24 protein-coding genes are annotated in these 24,360 nt (G+C 73.7%); 11 read left to right on the top strand and 13 right to left on the bottom strand.

Annotation, left to right across the window (positions count from 1 at the left end):
* Positions 1–59: 59 nt before the first annotated feature.
* From ACWAT2_RS04275 to ACWAT2_RS04265, 3 genes are read right to left on the bottom strand one after another with little or no spacing between them, the layout of a single operon-like run.
* Positions 60–1,745 (bottom strand): ABC transporter permease, encoded by a 1,686-nt coding sequence (locus ACWAT2_RS04275; RefSeq protein ID WP_402373204.1) that lies wholly within the window; start codon positions 1,743–1,745, stop codon positions 60–62.
* Entirely contained in the window at positions 1,745–2,740 is a 996-nt protein-coding gene (locus ACWAT2_RS04270; protein ID WP_402373202.1) for an ABC transporter ATP-binding protein, read from the bottom strand. Before ACWAT2_RS04270 ends, ACWAT2_RS04275 begins: the two co-directional genes overlap by 1 nt.
* On the bottom strand, positions 2,737–3,486 hold the full coding sequence (locus ACWAT2_RS04265; protein WP_402373199.1) for a TetR/AcrR family transcriptional regulator: 750 nt from the start codon (positions 3,484–3,486) through the stop codon (positions 2,737–2,739). The genes ACWAT2_RS04270 and ACWAT2_RS04265 overlap by 4 nt, the downstream gene beginning before the upstream one ends.
* A gap of 112 nt (positions 3,487–3,598) precedes the next feature.
* On the opposite strand from ACWAT2_RS04265, the gene arsB reads away from it, so the two are divergent.
* Genes arsB through ACWAT2_RS04240 form a run of 5 tightly spaced genes read left to right on the top strand, consistent with a single transcriptional unit; the run spans position 3,599 to position 9,152 of the window.
* Complete coding sequence (gene arsB, locus ACWAT2_RS04260; RefSeq protein ID WP_402373196.1) at positions 3,599–4,717, top strand: ACR3 family arsenite efflux transporter; 1,119 nt, start codon at positions 3,599–3,601, stop codon at positions 4,715–4,717.
* Positions 4,714–5,769 (top strand): metalloregulator ArsR/SmtB family transcription factor, encoded by a 1,056-nt coding sequence (locus ACWAT2_RS04255; RefSeq protein ID WP_402373194.1) that lies wholly within the window; start codon positions 4,714–4,716, stop codon positions 5,767–5,769. Before arsB ends, ACWAT2_RS04255 begins: the two co-directional genes overlap by 4 nt.
* A 34-nt stretch (positions 5,770–5,803) precedes the next feature.
* Positions 5,804–6,217 carry an arsenate reductase ArsC gene (locus ACWAT2_RS04250; protein ID WP_402373191.1) on the top strand — a complete coding sequence of 138 codons (414 nt, stop codon included), beginning with the start codon at positions 5,804–5,806 and terminating at the stop codon, positions 6,215–6,217.
* Positions 6,217–7,875, top strand: coding sequence for an FAD-dependent oxidoreductase (locus ACWAT2_RS04245; protein ID WP_402373189.1), 1,659 nt, complete (start codon positions 6,217–6,219; stop codon positions 7,873–7,875). The genes ACWAT2_RS04250 and ACWAT2_RS04245 overlap by 1 nt, the downstream gene beginning before the upstream one ends.
* Positions 7,872–9,152, top strand: coding sequence for an APC family permease (locus ACWAT2_RS04240; protein WP_402373186.1), 1,281 nt, complete (start codon positions 7,872–7,874; stop codon positions 9,150–9,152). The genes ACWAT2_RS04245 and ACWAT2_RS04240 overlap by 4 nt, the downstream gene beginning before the upstream one ends.
* A gap of 22 nt (positions 9,153–9,174) precedes the next feature.
* On the opposite strand, the gene ACWAT2_RS04235 is transcribed toward ACWAT2_RS04240, so the two are convergent.
* The 3 genes from ACWAT2_RS04235 to ACWAT2_RS04225 form a co-directional block, all read right to left on the bottom strand.
* The gene (locus tag ACWAT2_RS04235; protein WP_402373183.1) at positions 9,175–9,492 is read right to left on the bottom strand and encodes a hypothetical protein; all 318 of its coding nucleotides are present in this window, start codon (positions 9,490–9,492) and stop codon (positions 9,175–9,177) included.
* Positions 9,489–10,283, bottom strand: a complete 795-nt coding sequence (locus ACWAT2_RS04230) for an alpha/beta fold hydrolase (RefSeq protein WP_402373180.1) — start codon at positions 10,281–10,283, stop codon at positions 9,489–9,491. Before ACWAT2_RS04230 ends, ACWAT2_RS04235 begins: the two co-directional genes overlap by 4 nt.
* Before the next feature lie 74 nt (positions 10,284–10,357).
* Positions 10,358–11,737: an FAD-dependent oxidoreductase gene (locus tag ACWAT2_RS04225; protein ID WP_402373177.1), complete on the bottom strand. Its 1,380-nt coding sequence runs from the start codon at positions 11,735–11,737 to the stop codon at positions 10,358–10,360.
* An 80-nt stretch (positions 11,738–11,817) separates the two neighbouring features.
* Between ACWAT2_RS04225 and ACWAT2_RS04220 the strand changes: the two genes are divergently transcribed.
* Positions 11,818–12,174 carry an ArsR/SmtB family transcription factor gene (locus ACWAT2_RS04220; protein WP_402373175.1) on the top strand — a complete coding sequence of 119 codons (357 nt, stop codon included), beginning with the start codon at positions 11,818–11,820 and terminating at the stop codon, positions 12,172–12,174.
* Positions 12,175–12,237: 63 nt separating this feature from the next.
* Here the strand turns inward: ACWAT2_RS04220 and ACWAT2_RS04215 are convergent, their stop codons facing one another.
* The 7 genes from ACWAT2_RS04215 to ACWAT2_RS04185 all read right to left on the bottom strand — a co-directional run bounded on the left by ACWAT2_RS04215 (position 12,238) and on the right by ACWAT2_RS04185 (position 19,769).
* A complete protein-coding gene (locus tag ACWAT2_RS04215) occupies positions 12,238–13,578 on the bottom strand; it encodes a hypothetical protein (protein WP_402373172.1) in 1,341 nt (446 codons plus the stop codon).
* Between the two features lie 83 nt (positions 13,579–13,661).
* A complete protein-coding gene (locus ACWAT2_RS04210; RefSeq protein ID WP_402373170.1) occupies positions 13,662–15,083 on the bottom strand; it encodes a collagen-like triple helix repeat-containing protein in 1,422 nt (473 codons plus the stop codon).
* A gap of 82 nt (positions 15,084–15,165) precedes the next feature.
* On the bottom strand, positions 15,166–16,563 hold the full coding sequence (locus ACWAT2_RS04205) for a class-II fumarase/aspartase family protein (RefSeq protein ID WP_402373167.1): 1,398 nt from the start codon (positions 16,561–16,563) through the stop codon (positions 15,166–15,168).
* A 170-nt stretch (positions 16,564–16,733) separates the two neighbouring features.
* A complete protein-coding gene (locus ACWAT2_RS04200) occupies positions 16,734–17,354 on the bottom strand; it encodes a nucleoside/nucleotide kinase family protein (protein WP_402373164.1) in 621 nt (206 codons plus the stop codon).
* Between the two features lie 49 nt (positions 17,355–17,403).
* Positions 17,404–17,772 carry a TraR/DksA family transcriptional regulator gene (locus ACWAT2_RS04195; protein ID WP_402373162.1) on the bottom strand — a complete coding sequence of 123 codons (369 nt, stop codon included), beginning with the start codon at positions 17,770–17,772 and terminating at the stop codon, positions 17,404–17,406.
* Positions 17,762–19,267: an amidohydrolase gene (locus ACWAT2_RS04190; protein ID WP_402373159.1), complete on the bottom strand. Its 1,506-nt coding sequence runs from the start codon at positions 19,265–19,267 to the stop codon at positions 17,762–17,764. The genes ACWAT2_RS04195 and ACWAT2_RS04190 overlap by 11 nt, the downstream gene beginning before the upstream one ends.
* Before the next feature lie 19 nt (positions 19,268–19,286).
* Entirely contained in the window at positions 19,287–19,769 is a 483-nt protein-coding gene (locus ACWAT2_RS04185) for a heme-degrading domain-containing protein (protein WP_402373157.1), read from the bottom strand.
* Between the two features lie 200 nt (positions 19,770–19,969).
* Between ACWAT2_RS04185 and ACWAT2_RS04180 the strand changes: the two genes are divergently transcribed.
* The 5 genes from ACWAT2_RS04180 to ACWAT2_RS04160 all read left to right on the top strand — a co-directional run bounded on the left by ACWAT2_RS04180 (position 19,970) and on the right by ACWAT2_RS04160 (position 24,339).
* Complete coding sequence (locus ACWAT2_RS04180) at positions 19,970–20,776, top strand: amino acid ABC transporter substrate-binding protein (RefSeq protein WP_402373154.1); 807 nt, start codon at positions 19,970–19,972, stop codon at positions 20,774–20,776.
* Positions 20,777–20,886: 110 nt separating this feature from the next.
* Complete coding sequence (locus ACWAT2_RS04175; protein ID WP_402373151.1) at positions 20,887–21,540, top strand: amino acid ABC transporter permease; 654 nt, start codon at positions 20,887–20,889, stop codon at positions 21,538–21,540.
* Positions 21,533–22,294: an amino acid ABC transporter ATP-binding protein gene (locus tag ACWAT2_RS04170; protein WP_402373149.1), complete on the top strand. Its 762-nt coding sequence runs from the start codon at positions 21,533–21,535 to the stop codon at positions 22,292–22,294. Before ACWAT2_RS04175 ends, ACWAT2_RS04170 begins: the two co-directional genes overlap by 8 nt.
* A 138-nt stretch (positions 22,295–22,432) precedes the next feature.
* The gene (locus ACWAT2_RS04165; RefSeq protein WP_402373146.1) at positions 22,433–23,350 is read left to right on the top strand and encodes an FAD-dependent oxidoreductase; all 918 of its coding nucleotides are present in this window, start codon (positions 22,433–22,435) and stop codon (positions 23,348–23,350) included.
* Positions 23,347–24,339 (top strand): hypothetical protein, encoded by a 993-nt coding sequence (locus tag ACWAT2_RS04160; protein WP_402373144.1) that lies wholly within the window; start codon positions 23,347–23,349, stop codon positions 24,337–24,339. The genes ACWAT2_RS04165 and ACWAT2_RS04160 overlap by 4 nt, the downstream gene beginning before the upstream one ends.
* Positions 24,340–24,360: the final 21 nt, after the last annotated feature.

Genomic DNA, 24,360 nt, shown 5'->3' with positions numbered 1-24,360 from the left:
CACCGGGCCTGCGGTGCACGACGGCGCACCGCAGGCCCGGTCGAGGCTTGCTGGCCCGCTCAGACCGTCTGCAGGTCCCGGCGGCGGAAACCGACGAAGGCCAGGACGAGCAGGGCGGCCGCGACGGCGCTCAGCCCCACGAACGAGCCGGCGTCGAAGTCCGCGACGAACGCCTCCGGGACCCAGTAGAACGGGGAGATCCAGTGCGCCGCCTCGGGCAGGTCCTCGATGAGACCGCCGAACATGCCGATCACGAAGGTGTAGGCCAGCAGCGCCCACCCGGCCGCGGTGGCTCGCGGGATCCACGCGAAGAGCGCGGCCGTGAGCCCCAGATAGATCAGCACGGCGGGTATGTAGCCGAGAAGCACCTCCGTGTAGGTGCCGAGGCCGGGTTCGGTCATGTCGACCGAGACCGCGCCGGCCCACAGGGCGTAGACGCTGACGGCGAGCAGCACCACGGTGCCGACGCCGGCGACGAGGAGCTGGGCACCGAGCCAGCGCCCGCGGGAGACCGGCGTGGACAGCGCCAGCTCGGCACGGCCGGTGGTCTCCTCGGCCTTGGGCCGCAGCCCCATCACGATGGCGTACGCGGCCGCGCACAGGGCGCCGTAGAGCATGATCGCGCCGAGGAACGCCGCCTCGAACCGCGTGGTGTCCTCGCCGAAGATCCCCTGCATCGCGGGGTTGTCGGCGATGAGGTCGCCGATCATGGTGCCGATCTCGGGGACGAGCGTGCCGGACGCCAGCCACATCGCGCCCAGCCCCAGGGCGGACCAGCGCAGGGCTCCCCGCTGCTGGATCCAGGCGAGGGCGAGCGGGCTCCGCAACGAATCGCGGGCGTCGGGCCTCCCGGCCCGCGTCGCGATCATGCCGCCGCCGAAGTCCCGCCGGGACGCGAGCATCGAAGCAGCGACGAGCAGCACGACGATCGTGACGACGCTCAGCGCCATCGGCCACCAGCGCAGGTCGACGAAGGCCCTCGTCTGCTGCGCCCAGGCGATCGGCGAGAACCAGGACAGCGCGCTGCCGCCCGGCACCTCACGCAGGTTGCCCGCGACCTCGACGGCGAACGCCAGACCGAACACGGCCACGCTGCGACCGCTCGCACCCCGGCCGCTCTCGACGAGCTGGCAGAACACGAGCGCGATCGAGCCGAAGACCATGGCGCTCAGCCCGGCGCCGACGGTCATGCCGAGCGAGTCGGCCAGCGGCATCTCCTCGGCACCGCCGACACCCGTCATCGCGAGCGCCGAGACGCCGGCGATCACCGCGTTGACCAGCACGAGCGTGACCACGGCCGCCACGGCCGGGGCGTGGCGGCCGACAGGAGCGGCGCGCACCAGCTCGGACCGGCCCGTCTCCTCCTCGGCGCGGGTGTGCCGCACCACGTGCAGGATGCTCATGAGGGCGAGCGCGAGGACCACCCAGACGGTGCCCTCGTTCGCGATGGCCGCGCCGACGGTGTAGTTCTCGACGCCGTAGCCGGGGCCGCCCATGACGATGCCCGACGGCGTCTCCATCAGCGCGCCGCGCGCCTGGAGCGCACCCTCGGTCTCGCCCATGATGCCGAGCGCCGCGGTGAAGTACGCGTAGAACAGCACCAGCGAGCCGGTCCACACGGAGAGACGCACGCGGTCACGGCGCAGGATGAAGCGGATGAGACTGCCGGTGCCGCTCAGCGTGGAGCCGCCCCGGGCAGGAGCGGACGCCGCGGCGGGCACCGGCCGCTCGAGGGTCGTCGTCATCACGCACCTGCCTTGCTGCGGGTCCGCGCGCGCCCGCCGGACCGGTCCGGCTCACCGTCCGTGCCGCCGTCGGACCCTGCGGCGTCGCCGGTCACGTCCTCGCCGTAGTGGCGCATGAACAGCTCCTCCAGCGACGGCGGGGCCGCGGTGAAGCTGCGCACGTCCATGGCGGTCAGCGCGGCCAGGACGCCCCCGATCCGGGCGTCGTCGACGTCGAACGTGACGCGGTTCCCCTCGTCGGTGGGCACGGTGGCGACGTCGTGCACGCCGTCCAGGCCGGACAGCGCCGCGGGGTCGCCCGCCACGACGGTGGTGACGCTGGACCGTGTCAGGTGGCGCAGCTCGTCGAGCGTGCCGGACTCGACGGCCCGGCCCTGGCGGATGATCGTGACGGTGTCGCAGACCTTCTCCACCTCGGACAGGATGTGGCTCGACAGCAGCACGGAGGTGCCACGCTCCTTGGCCTCGCGCACGTACTCCATGAAGACGGCTTCCATGAGCGGGTCGAGGCCGGAGGTCGGCTCGTCGAGGACGAGCAGGTCGACGTCGGACATGAACGCTGACACCAGGGCGACCTTCTGCCGGTTGCCCTTGGAGTAGGTGCGCGCCTTCTTGGTGGGGTCGAGCTCGAACCGCTCCAGCAGCTCGCTCTTGCGCCTCTTGTCGACCTTGCCGCGCAGGCGGGCGAGGTAGTCGATCGCCTCGCCGCCGGACAGGTTGGGCCACAGGCTGACGTCCCCGGGGACGTAGGCCAGACGGCGGTGCAGGGCGACGGCGTCGGACCAGGGGTCCCCGTCGAGCACGCGGACGTTGCCGGCGTCCTTGCGCAGCAGGCCCAGCAGGACACGGATGGCGGTGGACTTCCCGGCGCCGTTGGGGCCGAGGAAGCCCGCGACCTGCCCGTGGGCGACAGCGAGGTCGAGGCCGTCCAGGGCCTTGACCGCGCCGAAGGACTTGTCCAGGTCGTGGATCTCGATGGCTGGTGTGCTGTTCATGGTTCCTCGCTCGTGGTCTCGGGTACGTGCTCGTGGTCGGCGTCGCCCTGCCCGGGCGAGGCGCCGGGCGGGTCCCCGACGTAGAGCAGGTAGTCGTCGAGCATGCGGCGGCTGGTGAGGAAGCCCTGGGTGAAGAGCTCGATCATGGGCAGGTACTGGTCGGCCATGAAGTTGCTCACGGCCGCCCGGAAGTCCTCGGGGTCCTCCGGCGGGTCGAGGGTGAGGGAGAGCAGCATCGTGCCGAGCGCGGACAGCACGAGGTAGCGCACGCGGGCGTCCTCGTCGACGCTGGGCTTGGCGATGCCGTCGGCCACGGCCTCGCGGGTGTAGACCTGCGCGTCGTCGATCATGTGCTGCACGAAGGCTCGGGCCACGTCGCCGCCAGCCTGCAACGACCGGACGGAGTAGCCCAGCAGCGGGGCGTACTCGTCGATCTCCGCCATCACCTGCAGCAACTGCCCGTTGGTGGCCTTGCCCATGTTCTGCCGCTTGGACCCCATGATCCAGCGGAGCACGAAGTCGTCGCAGGCGCGGTGCAGCGCGTCCTTGGAGCCGAAGTGGTGGATGACCAGCGCGGGGCTCACCCCGGCGTCGGCGGCGATGGTGCGCACGGAGGCTCCGAACCCGGACCGCGCGAAGCGCAGCACGGCCGCGTCCCGGATGCGGTCGCGCGCCGAGCCGTCGGACGGCGGCCGCCCGGTCGACGAGGTGCCCTCAGGCACCCCGGCAGCTTCGGCTGAACTCATGTTCAACACACTAAACGCTTGTTCAGCCTGGCCGCAAGACTCTGCCGCGTTGACCGCTGCATCGAGATCCATCTATATTGATGTTCGTCGAAACAGCCACGTCAGGAGCTCCATGACCACTACCGTCCAGGCACCGGTCAGTGCCCGTCTGTCCAGCCTCGACCGCTGGCTCCCGCTGTGGATCGGCCTGGCGATGGTCGGTGGCCTGCTGCTCGGCCGCTTCGTCCCCGCCCTCGGGGACCTGCTCGGCGCGCTGGAGGTCGGCGGCATCTCGCTGCCCATCGCGATGGGCCTGCTCGTGATGATGTACCCGGTGCTCGCCAAGGTCCGCTACGACAGGATGGCCGCCGTCACCGGGGACAAGCGGCTGCTGGTCAGCTCGCTGGTCCTGAACTGGGTCGTCGGGCCCGGGCTCATGTTCGCCCTGGCGTGGATCTTCCTGCCCGACCTGCCCGCCTACCGCACCGGACTCGTCGTCGTCGGGCTGGCGCGCTGCATCGCCATGGTGGTCATCTGGAACGACCTCGCCTGCGGCGACCGCGACGCCGCCGCGGTGCTCGTCGCGATCAACTCCGTGTTCCAGGTCGTCATGTTCTCGCTGCTCGGGTACTTCTACCTCACGGTGCTGCCCGGCTGGCTCGGCCTCGACACGGCCGGGCTCGACGTGTCGATCGGCCAGATCGCGCTCAACGTGCTCGTCTTCCTCGGCATCCCGCTCGCCGCCGGGTTCGCCTCCCGCGCGATCGGCGAGCGCACGCGGGGACGCGACTGGTACGAGGAGCGCTTCGTGCCGCGCATCGGCCCGTGGGCCCTGTACGGGCTGCTGTTCACGATCGTCCTGCTCTTCGCCCTGCAGGGTGAGCAGGTCTCCTCCCGCCCGGCCGACGTCGCCCGGATCGCGTTGCCCCTGCTCGTCTACTTCGGCGTCATGTGGGGCATCGGCATGGTCACCGGCAAGGCCCTCGGGCTCGGCTACGCACGGACCACCACGCTCGCCTTCACTGCCGCGGGCAACAACTTCGAGCTCGCCATCGCCGTCGCCGTCGCGACCTTCGGCGCCACCTCCGGCGAAGCCCTCGCCGGGGTCGTGGGGCCGCTCATCGAGGTCCCCGTCCTCGTGGGCCTCGTCTACGTCGGCCTGTGGGCCGGGCGCCGATGGTTCGGCGTGGACCCGCGAACAGGCGCCGCACCGCAGGCAGCAACCGAGGAGACCCAGGAGACCCGGTCATGACCACCACGGCGCCCGACGGCGCAGCCTGCGCCCCCCGGCTCAGCGCGGCCGACCACGCCATCGGGGCCGACGCCGCCGACGTCGTCGCCACCACGCTCAAGGCGCTCGCCGACCCGCTGCGGCTGCGCATGCTGTCCGCCATCACGACATCCGCCGACGGCGAGGCGTGCGTGTGCGACCTCGCCGAGCTCGCCGACGTCTCCCAGCCCACCGTGAGCCACCACCTCAAAGTGCTGCGCGACGTCGGCGTCCTCACCTCCCAGCGGCGCGGTACCTGGGTCTGGTACCGGGTCGCGCCCGGCTACCGCGGGGCCGTGACCGTGCTGCTCGACCGGTTCGCACCCGCCGCGGTCGAGAACCGGCAGGACGACCGGCCGCGCGAGCTCACCGGCCTGCGCGACGTCGAGCCCGAGCTCGGCCGGCTCGCAGAGTCCCTCACCCTGCGCGTTCCGGGCACCGACCCCGCCGTGGCGCTGCAGGTGGTGCGCGAGTCGTACACGGCGCTGGCCCGGCGCGGCGGGATGACCACCCACCTCGTGCCCCTCACCGAGCACTTCGCCCGTCAGCGGCTCGTCGACGCCGCATCACGGACGGCCGACGGCGGCACCCGCGACGCCGACGGCCCCCGCCCTCCGCAGGTCCTCTTCGTCTGCGTCGCCAACGCCGGCCGCTCCCAGCTGGCCGCTGCCCTGCTCCGCCACCACGCGGGCGACCGGGTCGTCGTGCGGTCGGCGGGTTCCCTCCCCGCGGGCGACGTGCACGCCACCGTCAAGCCGTTCCTCGACGAGCTCGGACCCGGCCCGGCCGACGACGCCTCGACCGCCTACCCGAAGCCCCTGACCGACGACGCGCTGCGGGCCGCCGACGTCGTCGTCACCATGGGGTGCGGGGACACCTGCCCGGTGCTGCCCGGCAAACGGTACGAGGACTGGGCCGTCGGCGACCCTGCGCTCGCCTCGCCGTCCGGCGTCCGCGCCATCCGCGACGAGCTGGGCGTGCGCGTCCGCGCCCTGCTCGCCGACCTGCTGCCCGACCTGAACCTGTCCCGCTGAAACCTGCCCGCTGACCGTCGCCGAGGAGCACACCATGCCCACCCCACCGTCCGTCCTGTTCGTGTGCGTCCACAACGCCGGTCGCTCCCAGATGGCCGCCGGGTTCCTGCGCGCGCTCGGCGGCGGTGCCGTCGAGGTCCGCTCCGCCGGCTCCGCCCCGAAGGACACGATCAACCCCGTCGCCGTCGAGGCCATGCTCGAGCGTGGCATCGACATCCGCGCCGAGCAGCCCAAGGTGCTGACCGACGAGGCCGTCCAGGCCTCCGACGCCGTCATCACCATGGGCTGCGGGGACGCCTGCCCGGTCTACCCCGGCAAGCGCTACGAGGACTGGCAGCTCGACGACCCCGCCGGGCAGGGCATCGAGGCCGTGCGTCCCATCCGCGACGAGATCGAGCGGCGCGTGCGCGGCCTGCTCGCCTCCCTGGATGTCGAGGCGGTCGCCTGATGAGGATCGTCGTCGTGGGCTCGGTCGCCGCCGGCACCTCCGCCGCGGCCAAGGCTCGCCGCAACACCGAGGACGCGCAGATCACGATCTACGAGCGCGACACCGACATCTCCTACTCCGGGTGCGGCCTGCCCTACTACCTCGGCGGCGCGGTGGAGAGCATCGACGACCTCACCCCGCGCGACGCCGCGTGGTTCGCGGAGCGCTACGACGTCGACGTCCGCACGGGGCACGAGGTGACGGACGTCGACCCGGCCGCCCGGACCGTCACCGTCCGCGACCTCGCGAGCGGCGAGACCTTCACGGACACCTACGACGAGCTCGTGCTCGCCACCGGCGTCTCGCCCGTGGTCCCGCCCGTGCCCGGCGTCGACCGGCCCGGGGTGTTCACGTTGCGCAACCCGAGCGACGCCCGGGCCGTGCACGCCTGGATCACCGAGCACGACGTCGCCCGTGTCGTCATCGTCGGGGCCGGGTACATCGGGCTGGAGACGGCCGAGCAGCTCGTCGGCCGCGGCCTCGAGGTCACCGTGGTCGAGGCCCAGGAGCACGCCATGCCGCGCATGGACGACGACATGTCCGCCCGCGTGGACGCCGAGCTGCGTGCCCACGGCGTCGAGCTGCTCACCCGCACCCGCCTCGCCCGGATCGACGGCGACGTCGTCGTGCAGGACGCCGACGGCGAGCGCACCCTGCCCGCCGACCTGGTGCTCATCGCGGTCGGCGTGCGCCCGAACCTCGACCTGGTGCGGGCCGCCGGCGCCACCGTGGGACCGACCGGCGCCGTCGCCGTGGACCGCCAGGGACGCACCGACGCGCCGCACGTCTGGGCCGTCGGGGACGTCGCCGAGAGCTTCGACGTCGTCACGGGCGAGCCCACCTGGGTGCCGCTCGGCTCGACCGCCAACAAGATGGGCCGCATCGCCGGGGACGCGCTCACGGGTGGCTCGCTGGCGCACCGAGGCATCCTCGGCACGTCCATCGTGCGGGTGTTCGACCAGGCGGTGGGCCAGACCGGCCTCACCGAGGACCGTGCCCGCGAGGCCGGCCACGACGTCGTCGTCGTGCACAACATCAAGCCCGACCGCCCGCCCTACCTCGGTGGGCAGGAGATGCTGATCAAGGCCGTCGCGGACCGCGCCACCGGCCGGCTGCTCGGGGCGCAGGTGATCGGGCCGTCCGGGGTGGACAAGCGCATCGACGTGCTCGCCACCGCCATCACCTACGGCGCGACGGCGGACGACCTGTTCCACCTGGACCTCGCCTACGCGCCGACGTACGCCACCACGAAGGACCCGGTGCACTACACGGGCATGGCCCTCGACAACGCCGTGCGCGGCTCCGCCCCGCTCCTCTCCCCCGCCGAGCTCGACCGCCGCCGCGCCGCCGGGGAGACGATCCAGGTGGTCGACGTCCGCTCCGCCGCGGACCGCGCGAAGGGGTACGTCGAAGGATCGGTGCACATCCCGCTGGCCGAGCTGCGGGCGCGCGCAGGCGAGCTCGACCCCGCCCTGGCCACCGTGACGTACTGCAACAAGGGCGTCACCGGCAACGCCGGGCAGAACGTGCTGCGCAACCTCGGCTTCACCGACGTGGCCAACCTGTCGGGCGGCAACAGGAACTACCGGGCCTTCGGCTCGGCGGAGGGGCGCCCGTGACGCAGCTCGCCCGCCGCCTCGGCACTCGGGACGCCGTCGCGATCGGCCTCGGCTCCATGATCGGAGCCGGCGTCTTCGCCGCGTTCGGCCCCGCCGCCGCGGCCGTGCTGCCCGCCGGCACCGCCTGGGCGCTGCTCGGTGCGCTGGCGATCGCCGCCGTCGTCGCCTACGCCAACGCGACGTCGTCGGCCCAGCTCGCCGCGCAGTACCCGGTGGCGGGCGGCACCTACGTCTACGGCCGCGAACGCCTCGGCGACCGGTGGGGATACCTCGCCGGCTGGGGGTTCGTGGTCGGCAAGACGGCGAGCTGCGCCGCCATGGCGCTGACCTTCGCCGCATACGCCGCCCCGCCCGGCTGGGAGCGGCCCGTCGCCGCGGTGGCCGTCGCCGCGCTGGCCGCCGTCAACTACCGGGGCGTCACCCGCACGGCCCGGCTGACACGGTGGATCGTCGCGGTCGTCCTGCTCGCGCTCGCCACCTGGACGGCGGTCGTGTGGAGCGGCTCGCCGGCGCTCCACGTGGCGGCCGACGGCGGCACGGGGGCCGGCGGAGCGGCCGGGGCCGACGGCGGGTGGGCTGTCGCGTACGGGGTGCTCCAGGGCGCCGGACTGCTGTTCTTCGCGTTCGCCGGCTACGCCCGGATCGCCACGATGGGTGAGGAGGTGCGCGACCCGCGCCGCACCATCCCGCGGGCGATCCTGCTGGCGCTCGCGGGCGCCGTCGTCGTCTACGCGGTGGTCGCCGTGACGCTGCTCGCCGCGCTCGGGATCGACGGGGTCGCAGGGACGACGGCGCCGCTGGCGGCCGCGGTCGAGGAGTCCGCCTGGGCGGGGGTCGTCGTCCGGGTCGGCGCGGCCGCGGCGTCGCTCGGGGCGCTGCTGGCGCTGGTCGCGGGGATCGGGCGGACGGGCCTGGCCATGGCCCGCGAGGGCGACCTGCCCCGCTGGCTGGCCGCCGTGCACCCGCGTTTCCGGGTGCCGCACCGGGCCGAGGTGGCGCTCGCGGTGGTCGTGGTCGTCCTGGTGCTGACCGTCGACCTGCGGGGCGCGATCGGGTTCTCGAGCTTCGGCGTGCTGCTCTACTACGCCGTCGCCAACGCCGCGGCGTTCACCCAGGGCGGCACGGACCGGCTGTACCCGCGGTGGCTGCAGGTGCTCGGCCTGGTGGCGTGCGTGGTGCTCGTGGCGACGCTGCCGCTGCCGGCCGTGCTCACGGGGGTCGCGGTCTTCGCCGTCGGGATCGCCCTGCGCGAGCTCCGCCTCCGTCGCCCGAGGTAGTACGGCTCTGCCGCGGTAGGGATCAGCGACGGGCGCGGCTGGCGCCGAACGGGCCGCCGAAGACGAACGAGATGCCGAGCACGTAGCCGACGTCGTACCAGTTGCCGTTGTTGTGGACCTCGTACACCGAGACCGTGTCGGTGAACAGCGAGATCACGAACGCGACCGGCAGGATCATCCCCTGCCACACGCCGAGCCAGAAGCCGGCCGGCTCGCCGAGCGCGGTCGGGGCGGTGTCGAGGCCCGGGTTGGGTCCGGCCGCGCACGCCGTCAGCGCGACGAGGACGACGACGGCGAGCGCCGCCGTCGGCAGGAGCCTGCGCGCGCGGCCCCCGGTCATCGTCCGGCGATCTCGGTGACGAAGCCCTGCAGCGTCTTGGCCATGGCCTCAGGCTCCCACGAGTGCTGTGCACCTGGCACGACCAACCGCCGCGCGTCGCGCAGCGCGGCCGCCGCGAGATCGGCCCCCGCGGTCAGCTCGTCGAACGTCTCGCTGCCGGTCATGACCAAGGCCGGGGCGTCGATCCCGCTCCACAGGTCCCCCGCGGGCGCCGAGTCGGTCCAGGCCAGGGCCTGGGCGTCCGGGCGCAGCCCGGCGGCGTTCGCGACGAAGGCCGGCCACATGGGCGAGTCCTTCAGCCAGGCGAGGAACTCCGGCGGCATGTCCCGCATGTACGTCTCCACCGCTGCGGCGGACCGGCCGTCGTCCAGGAGCCCTTCGACCTCTGCGGCCCACGCGGCCGCACCGCTCCCGGGCGGGGCGAGCGGGATCTCCCACAGGGCCAGCCCGGCCACGGGCAGCCCGGCGACGGCGGCACGCAGCGCGATCGTGCACCCGGACGAGTGCCCGCAGAGCACCGCGGGCGAACCGGCGACGTCGATGAGCGCGGCCAGCGCGTCGATCTCGCGCTGGAGCGGGATCGGGGCGGCCGCCGTCGACTCGCCGCGGCCCAGCCGGTCGTACACCAGGGTGGTGAGCCCGAGCCCGGCGGCGAGCTCCGCCGTCGCCGTCGTCTCCGGGTCGATCTCGCGGAACGGTCCGGCCCCGGCGACGAAGACGACGGCGGGGCCCTCCCCGCGCAGGTCGTAGGCGACGCGGTCGCCGCTGGACGTGGTGAGGAACTCGGTCATGACGCCTCCCGGTGGGGTGGGGGCGCGCCTGGCGCGAGCCCCTCACCCCTACCGACCTGTGGGAGGCGCCGAACTCATCGCGGTCCGGTCGTGAGCTCGACGAGCTGGGGTCCCGCGGCGGCAGGTTCCGCGGGAGCGGTCCCGCAGCACGCACCGCCGGTGAGCTCGTCCTCGCCCGCCAGGTCCGACGAGCAGACGCCGGTCGCGGGCAGCACCAGCTCCACGGCGTCCGCCGCGGCGCGGTCGCCCGCGAGCGCGGCGGCCACGGAACGCACCTGCTCGTAGCCCGTGGCGAGCAGGAAGGTCGGCGCCCGGCCGTAGGACTTCATGCCGACCAGGTAGAAGCCCTCGTCGGGATGCGCCAGGACGCTCTCGCCGTGGGGTTCCACGCTCCCGCAGGAGTGCAGGTTGGGGTCGATGAGGGGCGCGAGCCGTGCCGGGGCCTCGACCACGTCGTCCAGGTCGAGCCGGACCTCGCGCAGCATGTCGAGGTCCGGGCGGAACCCGGTGGCTGCCGAGATCACGTCGACGCGAGCCTCGAACGGGCCCTCCTCGCGAGCGCCCTGCGCCCGTCCGACGCCGGAGACCACGACCTGCTCGTCGGCCGCGGCAAGGCGCTCGATCGTCGTCCGGGTCCACAGCTCGAGCCGACCGGCCTCGACGGCCTCGCGCAGCCGGGTCCCGAGGAGCCCTCGGGCCGGCAGCTCGTCGTCGGTGCCCCCGCCGAAGAGGCGCCGCGGGGACCCGCCACGGATGGCCCAGACGACCTCGGTGCCCGGCACCTCCTCGGCCAGGCGGGTGAGCGCGAGCAGCGTGTTGGCCGCGGAGTGCCCCATCCCGACCACGAGGGTCCGGCGTCCGGCGAAGCGCTCGCGGTCCCGGCCCAGCACGTCGGGCAGCGGCCCCGCGAGGTACGGCGCCGCCTCGTGCTCGCCCACGGCGGGCAGCCCGCTGCCGCCGAGCGGGTTCGGCTGCCCGTAGGTGCCGGAGGCGTCGACGACGGCGGCGGCCAGCACGTCGCGCGTGCCGCCGTCGGACTCGGTGCGCACCAGCCAGGGCCGGCGCTCGCGCCCGAGCGACCGCGTGCGGTCGGCGCCCTCGCGCGCGACGGCGGTCACGCGGGTGCCGTAGCGGACGCGGTCGGCCAGGGCGGGAGTCGCGGCGAGCGGCGCGAGGTAGTCGCGCACCAGGTCCTGCCCGGTGGGCAGAGTGTCCAGATCCGGCTCGCGCCAGGAGCTGTCGGCCTCGAGCAGGCGGCGGGCGGCCGGGTCGAGACAGTAGCGCCAGGGCGAGAACAGTCGTACGTGGCCCCAGTCGCCGACGGCGGCCCCGGGACCCGCTCCTGCCTCCAGCACCAGCGGTTCGAGCCCGCGCTCCAGCAGGTGTGCCGCGGCGGCGAGCCCTACGGGTCCCGCGCCGATCACCACGACCGGGTGCTGCGTCGTCGTCTCCATGCCACACTCCCTCATCGACGAACTTCAATGTGTCGGGTGCAACGTATCCATAAACTTCGATGCATGGCAACATAGGGGGCATGACGACTCCGCTCCCGCTCACGTCGGAGCCCCTCGCACCAGAAGGGTGCTGCACGCCGGTGCGCGCCGCCGTCGACGCCGAGGAGGCCCAACGGCTCGCCCGCGTCTTCAAGGCGCTCGGCGACCCCACGCGGGTCCGCCTGCTGTCCACCGTCGCCGCGGCGTCCGACGGCGAAGCCTGCGTCTGCGACCTCACCGCGCCCGTCGGCCTGAGCCAGCCGACGGTCAGCCATCACCTGAAGATCCTCGTCGACGCCGGGCTGCTCACCCGCACGCAGCGCGGTCGCTGGTCCTACTACGCAGCCGTCCCCGGAGCGCTCGACCGCCTCGCCGACACCCTGCGCGACCTGGGCTGAGCGCGGTCGTGGGCCGTCCCCCTGCGACGCCCCACGACCGCACCGCATCCGCGGAAGGTGGTGTCAGCCGACGTGCGGCCGTCGACGTCGTGAGGCGAGCGCAGCGCCCGCCATGATCAGCAGCAGGGCCAGGACGGCGAGCTGACCGGAGCTCGCGCCGGTCGTCGCCAGCGCTTCCGCACCCGTCGTGCCCGACGCCGCGACCGTCACCATGCCCGGGCTCTCGCTCTGGACGGTTCCCGTCACGCCGCCGGACGGCCCGGTCACCGGCGCGGAGCCGGGGCCGGATCCCGTGCCGTCACCAAGATCTGCCCCCGGACCGTCGCCGTCACCCGGATCGGCACCAGGGTCCGTACCGTCACCGGGGTCGGCGGACGTCCCGTTCTCGAGGACGTCGTCGACGATGCCGTCCTCGGCGAGGACGTCGTCCACCACGGCGACGAGGTCGAGCTCGAGCAGGTCCGTGACCGTCTGGTCGACGTCGTTGCGGAGCTCGTCCACCAGGCCGTCCGTGACGCCGTCCTCCGGCTCGTCCGGGCCGACGACGTCGTCGACCAGCCCGTCCTCACCGATCGCGCCGCCGACCAGATCCTCGACCTGACCGTCGGTACCGAGCGCCTCGTCGACCGCTCCGCCCGCGTCCACGACGTCCGCGACAGCCGTGTCCACACCGCCGTCCTCCAGCACGTCGTCCACGACGCCGTCCTCGGCAACGACGTCGTCCACGACCGCCTCGACGTCACCCGCCAGGGCGTCGTCGACCGTCGCGTCGACATCGTCGACGGCTGCCGTCACGAGGCCGTCCGTCACACCCTCCTCCGGCTCGTCCGGGCCGACGACGTCGTCGACCAGCCCGTCCTCACCGACGACGTCGTCGACCGGCCCTTCGACGGCACCGTCCGTCCCGACCGCCTCGTCGACGGTGGCCGTGGTCTCGACGACGTCCTCGACGGCGGCGTCGGCCCCGCCGTCCTCCAGCACGTCGTCCACGACGCCGTCCTCGGCAACGACGTCGTCCACGGCCGCCTCGACGTCACCCGAGGTGACGTCCTCGACCGTCTGGCTGACGTCCTCCGCCACGACGTCCACGACGTCGTCCGTGGTGGTCTCGCTCGGCTCTTCGGCGCCGACGAGGTCGTCCACCGGGCCGTCCTCGCCGACGAGGTCGTCGACGACGGTCTCGACCGGCTGGGTGTCGACCTCGGGGAGGTCCACGGGCGTGTCCAAGGACGCGTCCGACAGCTCCTCCGAGACCTCTTCGAGGTTCAGGTCGACCGAGGTGTCCTCGCCGATCTCGACGTCGACGACGTCGTCCTCCGCAGCATGGGCCGAGTAGGCCCCGGCGACCACGAGGCCGCCTGTGACAAGCACTGCTTGCAGCACTCGTCGCGCGTTCGTACGCATGATTGTCTCCTGCCGTGTGACGTGGGAGCAGACGGCGGACGCCGCCCGCAGCAGGTCGCGCTCAGTGGCGCGACGTGGCCACGTCAGGCAGGAGAGACGGAGATCTCGGCGTAGGGCACCGGCAGCGGTGCGAACGTTACGGGAGCGGGGACCAGCCAGTGGCCGGCCCCGGCCCGCGACGCCGAGACGAGCTGTGCGACGAGGTCGCCGCTGCCCGCGCCTCCGCGCACGGAGCTGGAGGAGCTGCAGCCACCCGTGGTGACGGCGTCGCTCAGAGCGTCGGGGGCGCCGGCCTGGTCGGGCGCGGCGGTCGCGTCGTGCTCGGCGGTCGGGGCCAGGCCCATCAAGGCCGAGTCCACCGGGTCCATCACCGTGCCGAGCCAGGCGACGGACGGCGCGGCCGGTGTCGCCGGCACGTCGACCGTCCGGACGGCGTCGGTCTCGGCAGACGGTTCCCGGTCGGTGGGCGAGGTCCGGTCGGCGGACGGTGCCCGGTCGGCCGCGAGGGCCGGGACATCGGCGTCAGGGGCCGCAGGAACGATCACGCCGGGTTCGACGACGGGGTGCACCGGACGCACCACGGGCTCCACGACGGGGTCGACCAGGTCCAGTACGGGGTCGGTCACCGGGGCGACGGCATCGACGACCGGGCGCACCACGGGCCGGACCAGGTCGACGACAGGTCTGACGACGGGGTCGACCACCGGCCGGACGACGGCGGTGGTGACGGGCTCGAGGACCGGCTCCAGCGTGCCGGTCACGCCTCCGACCAGCGAGCCCACCGGCGCGAGCACCGGAGCGGTCGCGCTGGTCACGGGGCGGAGCGCCGTGCCGACCGCGTCGGTCACCGGGCGCAGCGGTTCGGTCACGGGCTCGGTGACGCTCTCCACCACCTCGCCGGTCGACCCGGTCAGCGGAGCGATCCCGTCGCTCACCGGCTCGACGACGGCCCCGAACGTCCCACCGACCTTCTCGGTGACCGGTGCGACCACCTCGCCGGTCACCGTGTCGAGGAGGTCTCCGGCCGGGCCGGACGTCGTCTCGGCAGGGCCCGAGGTCTCGGAAGGCTCGGGGTCGGTGGCCGGCTCCTCGTCAGGCTTCGAGGCCGGCTCCTCATCGGGCTTCGGGGCCGCCTTCGCGGGCTCCTCGTCGGGCTTCGCGACCGGCTTCTCCGCCGCCCTCTCGACCGGCTTCTCCGCCGGCTCCTCAGCGCGCGGGGCGACCTTCTCGGTCACCTTCCCCAGCGTCTTGCCGACGGGCTCGGTGACCTCCTCGACGGTCTTGCCGACCGTGTCCAGCAGCGGGTCGGTGACACGATCGGTCGTGGTCTCCACGACCCCCGCGAGGAGTCCGTCCCGAGAGCGCTCGTCGGCTCCGCCGTCGTCCGCCGAAGCGCTCGTGGCGAGGCAGAGGCCGGTCGCGACCGTCCCGAGGGCGACCCCGAGGGCGCGCAGCGTCCAGCGCCGCGGGCTCGTCGCCCCCGTGCTGCCGCCAGCGTCCGTCATCTCGGTGCCCCCTGCTCTCCCGACCGTGACGTGTCCCACTCTGGGGTCGCACGTCGCATCGCGCAACATCGGCGGGCCGGAATCAGCGGGTCATCAGCGGAGCACGCTCCGGGAGGGCGTCCAGGCGGTCCGCCGTCTTCGTGGCGCAGGCGGCCAGCTCGCCGGCGATCTCCGCGCTGAGCCCCAGGTAGGCGGCCGGGTCGATGAGCTCGTCCAGCTCGGCCCGGTCGAAGGCCCCGGAGACCGTCGGCTCGTCGAGCAACATCTCCACGAACGGCGTCGTGGACGTCGCGGCAGCCTGGGCGACGTCGAACACGACGTCGTGCGCCTTCTGCCGCCCGATCTTCTCCCCGAGGGCCAGCATCAGCGACTCCGAGCCGATCATGCCCGCCGAGAGACTGATGTTGTCCCGCATGCGGGACGGGTCGAGAACCAGCCCGCCCACGATGACCTCCATCCGCGCGAGCATGTCCCCCGCCAGGACGGCGGCCGACGCCGCCACGTCCTCCAGCAGCGCCGTCATCGCGCCGTTGGCCTCCTGGTCGTGCAGCATCGACTCCAGCGCCGGGGCGGCCAGCGCCCGGAGCTCCGCGGACATCGTCAGCAGGTCCAGCGCGAGCTGCGGGTTGCGCTTGTGCGGCATGGTCGACGACCCGACGGTGCCCTCGGGCACCGGCTCGAACGCCTCGGCGAACTCGGGCTGCATGAGGGCGTAGACGTCCTTGGCGATCTTGCCGACGGTGCCCGCGAGCTGCGCGAGGACGAGCACGAGCTCGACGATCCCGTCGTTGATCGAACGCGACGGGACGCGCATCGGGTGCAGGCCGAGCCGGTGCGCCACCCCGGCCTCGATGACCCTGCCCGCCTCACCGAACGAGGCGAACGTCCCGGCCGCACCACCCATGAGGACGCAGAACAGCCGGTCGTCGAGGCGTTCGAGGCGCTCGGTGTGCGCCACGAGCTGGTCGATCCACACGGCGACCTTGAAACCGAACGTCACCGGCACGGCATGCTGGGAGTGGGTCCGGCCGGCCATCGGCAGGTCGGCCGACCGCTCGGCGAGCCCCGACGCGGAGCGCAGCACCCGGGAGAGCTGGCGCAGCAGCAGCCGGTGCGCGTCGCGCAGCACCAGCACGTCTGCGGTCTGCGTGATGTTTTGCGTCGTGGCACCCCAGTGCACCCAGCCGCCGTGCTTGGCGCCGACAGCGCGGGCGAACTCCTCGATGAGCGGCACCAGCGGGTGGCTGGCCTCCGCTGTCGCGGCGAGGACCCGCTTGATGTCGAGCTTCTCGATGCGGGCGGTCAGCGCGATCGCCCGGGCCGACTCCTGCGGGACGAGGCCCGCGTCAGCCTCCGCGAGCGCCAGTGCGGCCTCGACGTCGAGCCGGGCCTGCCAGCGGTTCTCCCGCGTGAAGAGCGGGGCGATCCCCGGGTCGGGCACGCGACCCTCGGTGAAACGGCCGAACGGTGCGACGATCACTGTTCCTCCTTGGCCCGCCACCCGGCCGACGGCGGGCCGCCAGCGTAGAGCAGCATGATCGTCCTCATTCCCGCCGAAAGCGAGCCCCGACCGGCACGGTCCTGCGCCTCGTACGCACGGAGGGAGCCGGCACGAACCGGGCGATCACTACGTGCGCCAGGCCGCGTCGGTCAGCCTCGCAGCAGTGCCGGCCGGTCAGGGTGGTCGGAGCGGACGACGACGTCGGCCACGCGCTCGGGGGCGCTCTCACGCCGGTAGCGCCCGTACGCGACCAGGGTCCAGGCGTCCTCGAGCGGGGTGTTGCGGGTCTCTGTCGCGGGCCGCAGGGCGAGGTGGACGGTGAGGTCGACGTCGAGGCCCTTGCCGAGGGTCAACGACCCGTCGAGCACGACGACGGTGCCGGGCAGGGCGTCGACGCGGTCGGCGCGCGTGGACCGGTCGGTCGCCGGGTCCCGCAGCGTGGGCAGCCACCGACCCTGCCGCACCACGGACGTGAGGACCTCCCGGTTGAGGCCGTCGACGTCGATCCACTCGTCGAGCAGCGCGTCCGGGTCACGGTGGCCGCGCTCCAGCCGCAGCGACGCGGGCCGCCAGAAGTCTCGCGTCCGCACGCGTGCCACGGGGCGTCCGGCCGTCCGCAGCGGGCCGGCCAGTGCGTCCGCGAGCGCCTCGGGCCGGGTCGAGGGGTGCCCGTCGACCAGGAGCCGCACCGGGCGCTCGGCGGGGCGCGCCAGGACCAGGCCGACGACGTGGTCCACCACGCCGTCGGGCGTCATCGGCTCGGCACGCACCGGCCCAGTCTCCCAGGCCCGGTCGGCGGCCCCGCCTGCTGCGGAGCGTTCAGCGCGCGTGCTCGACGCAGCGCGTCGCCGCCGGGCGGGCGTCCAGGCGCCCGGTCGGGATCTCGCGCCCGCACACCTCGCACACGCCGTACGTGCCGGCGGCGACCCGGTCGAGCGCAGCGAGCAGCTCGTCCCGTTCGACGGCGGCCTCCGCGGCCAGGGCCGCCGCCTGCTGCCGCTCCCACGCGAGGGTCGACCCCTCCGGATCGTGCTCGTCGTCGACGTTCTCGTCCCGGATCACCCCGACGATGTCGGCCACGAGCCGGTCCTGGGCCGCGATCCGCGCCTCGACCTCCGCGAGACGTGACCGCAGCCGCGCCACCGGGCCGGCCCGACCGCCGTCGGGCACGCCGTCCTCAGAAGCCACGGTGCGTCCACTCCCCCGCCACGAGCGTGCCCGCGACCGGCATCTGCCGCAGGCCGGCGGGGTCGACGGCGAGCGGGTCGACGTCGAGCACCGCCAGGTCGGCCGGCGCCCCGGGCTCCAGGTCGAACGAGCGTCCGTCCACCGACGCCTCGAGCGCGGTGCGCAGGTCGAGGCTCTGCTCGGGATGCCAGGGTTCGCGGCCGTCGCGGGAGCGGGTGACGGCGGCCGCGACGGCCGCCCAGGGGTCGAGGGACGCGACCGGGGCGTCCGAGCCGAGCGCGAGCGGCACCCCGGCACGGCGCAGGTCGGCCAGGGGGAACGCCCGCGCCGTGCGGTCGGACCAGAGCTCCTCGGCGAGGTCGCGATCATCCATCGCGTGCTCGGGCTGCACGCTCGCCGTCACACCGAGCGCCGCGAACCGGGCGACGTCGTCGGGCTGCAGGAGCTGGGCGTGCTCGATCGAGCCTCGCGCGCCGGAAGCCGCGAAGGCGTCCAACGCCAGGGCGTTGGCCCGGTCGCCGATCGCGTGGATCGCGCAGCGCAGGCCGGCGTCGCGGGCGCGCGACATCAGCGGCACGAGCTGGTCGGTCGCGATGTTGAGAACCCCGTGGGCTCCCGCGCCCGTCAGACCGGCGTACTCGTCGAAGCAGAACGCGGTCAGGGTGTTCAGCGAGCCGTCGCTGATGACCTTCAGCGGACCCTGCGTGACGAGGTCGGTGCCTTCGGCCAGCGGGGATCCGTCTGTGAGCCCGGCCGCCAGCACCGCCTCCAGGTACTGCTCCCACACCCCGGCCCGCACGCGCAGGCCGCCCCAGCCCCGGCCGACCCGCCGGCGCCAGACCGCGAGGTTGTCGGCCACCTCGAAGTCGACGACGCCGACCACGCCGCGCTCGGCGGCCGCACGCGCGGCGTCGGCCACCATCTCGTCGGCGACGTCGTCCTCCACCGCGACGATGCGCGGGCTCGCCGGCATCCACTCCTCCTCGCGCAGCAGACCCGTGGGGTGGTGGTCGATGCCGAGATAGCGCAGCCCGGCCGACGACGCCCACGCGCTGTGCAGGTCGCCGGAGAGCAGGATGACGGGCACGTCGCCCACGGCCTCGTCGAGCACGGCGGCCGTCGGCTCGGTGTCCCACCCCGCCCACCGGAAGCCGTAGCCGACGAGCGGCTGCCCGTGTGGCACCGGCGTCGTCGCCCCGTGCACCCGCGCACGGACGAGCACCGCGGCGTGCGCGGGGCTGGTGGCCTCCGAGACGTCCAGGCGGTGCCGCACCAACGCCCACTGCGTGAGGTGGGTGTGCGCGTCCCACAGGCCGGGGATCAGCACGCGCCCGTCGAGGTCCACGGACTCGGGCGGCGGGCCGGGTTGGCCCCCGGCGGCCGGTCGCTCGCCGGCCGGGACGACGGCGGCGATCCGGCCGCCGTCGAGAGCGACGTCGACGAGGCCGTCGAACCGGCCCGCGAGACGCGCGTTCGCCAGGAGGAGTGCGGTCACGGGCACACCGTACGACGCGTCAGGCCGACGGCGCGGCGAAGGTCCGCAGGGCCTCCACCACCAGCGCGTGGTCGTCGCCCTGCGCGAGCCCGGACACGGTCGCGACCCCGACGATGCCGACACCGTCGACGCGGATCGGGAACGCCCCGCCGTGGGCCGCGAACTCCTGCAGCGGCAGCTGGTGGATCTCGTTGAAGTCGCGCCCCTCAGCACGGGCGCGCAAGCCGACCAGGTATGACGACGCACCGAAGCGGTACACGACGCGCACCTTGCGCTCGACCCACGAGTCGTTGTCCGGTGTCGTCCCCTCGCGCGCCGCGTGGAACACCTGCTGGGTGCCCTTGCGCACGTCGATGGTCACCGGCAGGTCGCGCTCGGTGGCCAGCTCGACGAGCAGGCAGCCGAGCCGCCAGGCGTCGTCGTGCGAGAAGCGGGTCAGGACGAGCTCGCGCTCGGCGGACTCGACCTCGGCGATCAGGGCGGTGGCGTCGTCGGCGTTCATCGGGCCAGCCTGCCACGAGGCACCCCGCGCGCCCGGGCCGTGTCCTCGCTCACAGTGGGAATGCCGCCGTCGTGGCACCCTGTTGACGCTATCCGTGCATCGGAACGGTCGATCAGATCGATCGATCGATTCGATGCCTCGACCCGGACCCACGCGCCGCGGCACATCCCGCCGACGGCCATCAGCACAGGAGACCTCCCATGCGACGCCACCGCGCCATCCTCGCCACCGCCACGGCCACCGTGACCGCCCTGGCGCTCGCGGCGTGCGGAGGTTCCGACGGCGGGTCCGAGGGTGGGGACGCCGGACCGGACCTGAACCTGGTCGACGACGGCACCCTGACCGTCGCCACCGAGGGCACCTACCGGCCGTTCACGTTCCACGACGCCTCGGGCGAGCTCGTCGGGTACGACGTCGAGGTCGCCGAGGCCGTCGCCGAGAAGCTCGGTCTCGAGATCGAGTTCGCGGAGACACAGTGGGACGCCATCTTCGCGGGCCTCGACGCGGGCCGCGTCGACACCATCGCGAACCAGGTCTCGATGACCCCCGAGCGCGTCGAGAAGTACGAGTTCTCGCAGCCGTACACGATCTCGCGCGGTGTCGTCGTGGCCCCCGAGGGCGACACGTCGATCTCGAGCTTCGCCGACCTGGACGGCAAGACGACGGCCCAGTCGCTCACCAGCAACTGGCGCGCCCTCGCCGAGGAGTCCGGCGCCCAGATCGAGGCCGTCGAGGGCTGGGCCCAGTCCGTCGCCCTGATCGAGCAGGGCCGCGTGGACGCGACCATCAACGACTCCCTCACGGTGCTGGACTACCTCAACGAGCACCCCGACGCGCCGATCCAGATCGCCGCGGAGACCGAGGAGACCTCGGAGTCCGGGTTCGTCGTCATGCCGGAGCGTGCGGCGCTCGCCGACGCCATCGACGGCGCCCTCGACGAGCTGCGTGCCGACGGCACCCTCACGGGCCTGTCCGAGAAGTACTTCGGCGAGGACGTCTCCGAGTAAGGCCTCTGAACGGTTGCGCAGGAGCGCCGGTGCCCAGCGGGTGCCGGCGCTCCCGCACGTCTACCGCGCGCCGTCGTCGTCGACGGGCGCGCCGATGGTGAGGTGAGCACATGGACGTCCAGCTCTTCGCCGACTCGTGGTGGCCGATGTGGGGCGGCGCCGTCCTCGGGACGATCCCGCTGGCCCTGATCTCGTTCGCGATCGGGTTGGTCCTCGCGCTGGGGGTCGCGCTGCTGCGGTTGTCGACCCACCGGGTGCTGCGCGGCATCGGTCGGGTGTACGTCTCGATCATCCGTGGCACGCCGCTGCTCGTGCAGCTCTTCGTCATCTTCTACGGGCTGCCCACGATCGGCGTGACGATCGACCCGTGGCCGAGCGCCGTCGTCGCGTTCTCCCTCAACGTGGGCGGGTACGCGGCCGAGGTCATCCGCGCCGCCATCCTCTCCGTGCCCAAGGGGCAGTGGGAGGCCGGCTACGTCGTCGGGATGTCGCACGCGCGGACGCTGCGGCGCGTCATCCTGCCGCAGGCCGCCCGCGTGAGCGTCCCCCCGCTGTCCAACACGTTCATCTCGCTGGTCAAGGACACGTCGCTCGCCTCGCTCATCCTGGTGACCGAGCTGTTCCGCAAGGCGCAGGAGGTCGCGTCGTTCACCAGCGAGTTCCTGCTGCTCTACACGGAGGCGGCGATCATCTACTGGATCATCTGCACCGTGCTGTCGTTCGGGCAGGACCGCATCGAGAAGAAGCTGGAGCAGTATGTCTGAGCCCCTGATGTCCGCCCGCGGCATCCACAAGTCGTTCGGGGACAACGAGGTGCTGCGCGGCGTCGACCTCTCCGTGCGGCCGGGGCAGGTGGTCGCACTCATCGGGCCCAGCGGCTCCGGCAAGACGACGATGCTCCGCTCGCTCAACGGCCTCGAGACGCCCGACGCCGGCACTCTGGTGTTCGACGGCGGCCCGGAGATCGACTTCTCCCGGCCCGTCCCTGCGGCTCAGCGGTTCGCGGCCCGTGACCGGTCCGCGATGGTGTTCCAGCACCACAACCTGTTCCCGCACAAGACGGTGCTGCAGAACGTCACCGAGGGGCCCGTCCAGGTCCGCAAGGTGCCCCGGGCCGAGGCCGAGGCGCGGGCCACCGACCTGCTGGCCCGCGTCGGCCTCGCCGAGAAGCGCGACGCGTACCCGCGCCAGCTGTCCGGCGGGCAGCAGCAGCGCGTCGGGATCGTGCGGGCCCTCGCGCTGGAGCCCGACCTGCTGCTCTTCGACGAGCCGACGTCGTCGCTCGATCCCGAGCTCGTCGGCGAGGTGCTCGGCGTCATGAAGGAGCTCGCCGAGGAGGGCTGGACCATGGTCGTGGTCACGCACGAGCTGCAGTTCGCACGGGCGGTGGCCGACGAGGTGCTGTTCCTCGACGGCGGCGTGGTGGTCGAGCGCGGGGCGCCCGCACAGATGTTCTCCGCGCCGCGCGAGGAGCGCACCCGGCAGTTCCTGCACCGGATCCTCCACCCGCTGGACTGACCACCGCCGCCGAACGTCCAGGTTCGGACCCTATTCGGCGTCCATCGCGGGCCGAACACAGACATTCGGCGCGGGGTGGGGACATTCTCCGGCACGGCCCACACCCGGCGCTCCTGCCGGTCTGGCAGACTCCGGCGCATGTCCCGCGTGGTCGTCGTCGGTGCCGGAGTCATCGGGCTGAGCTGCGCCGTCCGGCTCCTCGAGACCGGCCACCATGTCGAGGTCCAGGCCCGCGACCTGCCGCCGGACACCACCTCCGCGATCGCGGCCGCGCTCTGGTACCCGTACCTCGCGCTGCCCCAGGACCGCGTCACCGCATGGTCGGCCGCCTCCTACGCGGCGTTCGACGACCTCGCGCTGACGGCGCCCGGGTCCGGCGTGCGGATGCGCCCCGGCGCCGAGGTGTTCACGGAGACACCGGCCGACCCGTGGTGGCGCGACGCGGTGCCGCAGCTCGACCGCACGGCGGACGTGCCGCCGTCGTACACCGCGGGCTGGACCTTCACCGCGCCGCTCATCGACATGCCGGTCTACCTGGGCTGGCTCGCCGAGCGCGTCGAGTCGCTCGGCGGGTCGATCGTGCAGGCGTCGCTGGACGCGCTGCCCGGCCCCGGGGACGACGGCGCGACGATCGTCCACTGCACCGGCCTCGGCGCGCGGGACCTCGCCGGCGACGGGTCTCTGGCCCCGGTCCGCGGGCAGACCGTGGTGCTGGAGCAGTGGGGGCTGGACCGCTGGTGGCTGGACGCCGCCGGTCCCACCTACGTGGTGCCACGCGGGCGCGAGGTCGTCGTGGGCGGCACCGACGACGCCGGCGCGTGGGACCGCACACCGACAGCGACCACCGCCGCGGACATCCTGGAGCGCGCCGCCCGGCTCGTGCCCGAGGTGCGCGAGGCGCGGGTCCTGCGGCACGTCGTCGGCCTGCGTCCGGCGCGGCCCGCGGTCCGCGTCGAGCGGGACGGGCACGTGGTGCACTGCTACGGCCACGGCGGCGCCGGCGTCACCCTGAGCTGGGGCTGCGCCGACGAGGTCGCCGGGCTGGTGGCCGCATGACCCGGCTCGTGCTGCTGCACGGCCGGGACGCCGACGGCCGCGACGCCGAGACCGTCGAGGCACGCTGGCTCGCCGCGCTCGGCGCAGGCCTCGCCTCGGCCGGGTCGCCGCTGCGACTCACCGACGACGACGCCACGTTCGTCTTCTACGGCGACACCCTCACGCCGCCCGACGGCGGCCCGCGCCCCCCGGTGACCGTGCACGTCCGCGCAGACCCGGCTGCGGTGCCCGCCGTGCACGGGCTCTCCGTCGACGAGGCGCGGTTCGCGCTCTCCGTGGCACGCGAGGTGCTCGCCGGCGCCGGACGCACCGCGCAGGCGAGCGCCGTCGGGCCCTTCGAGGGCAGCACCGTCGGCCTCGGGACGTCGGTCGCCGACGCCCTCGCCCGGGCCCTCGTCGCCGCGCTCGCCGCGATCGACCGGCTCGTGCCCGGCCTGAGCGGTGCGGTCGTGCTCCTCCTGGCCCGCGACGTGCACACCTACCTGCACGACGACGAGACGCGCGCCGCCGTCCGCGCAGGACTCGAGAAGGCGCTGCCGACGGACGAACCCGTCGTCCTGGTGGCGCACTCGCTCGGCTCCGTGGTCGCCTACGACGTGCTGCGACGTGCGGACCCGCAGTCCCGGACGATGCCGTTGCTGCTCACCCTCGGTTCGCCGTTGGGGATCGAGGCCGTGCGCTCCGCCCTGGAGGCGGACGGCCCTCTCACCTGGCCACCGGTCGAGCGATGGGTGAACGCGCGCGACCCGCGCGACGCCCTCGCCCTGCACGGCCTCACTCCCGAGAGCTTTCCGCTGCCGGACGGCCCTCCCCCGGTCGAGCCGCTGAGTGTCGACAACACCGCCCCCTGGCACCATGCCGCGGCCGAGCGGCGCGACGACGGCACGTGGGGCGGCTACCTGGCCTCACCCCGGGTGGCGGGGGTGATCGCCGAGGGTCTCGGCAGTGCGCGGCGGGAGTGCGACGGAGGCCCGACCGTGGCACCGTGACCGCGTCGTCGGAGCGCCGTG

Source organism: Isoptericola sp. GX10416 (assembly GCF_056590155.1).
Note: the sequence above shows the minus strand (reverse complement) of the source record. Positions and strands in the feature narration are given on the sequence as shown.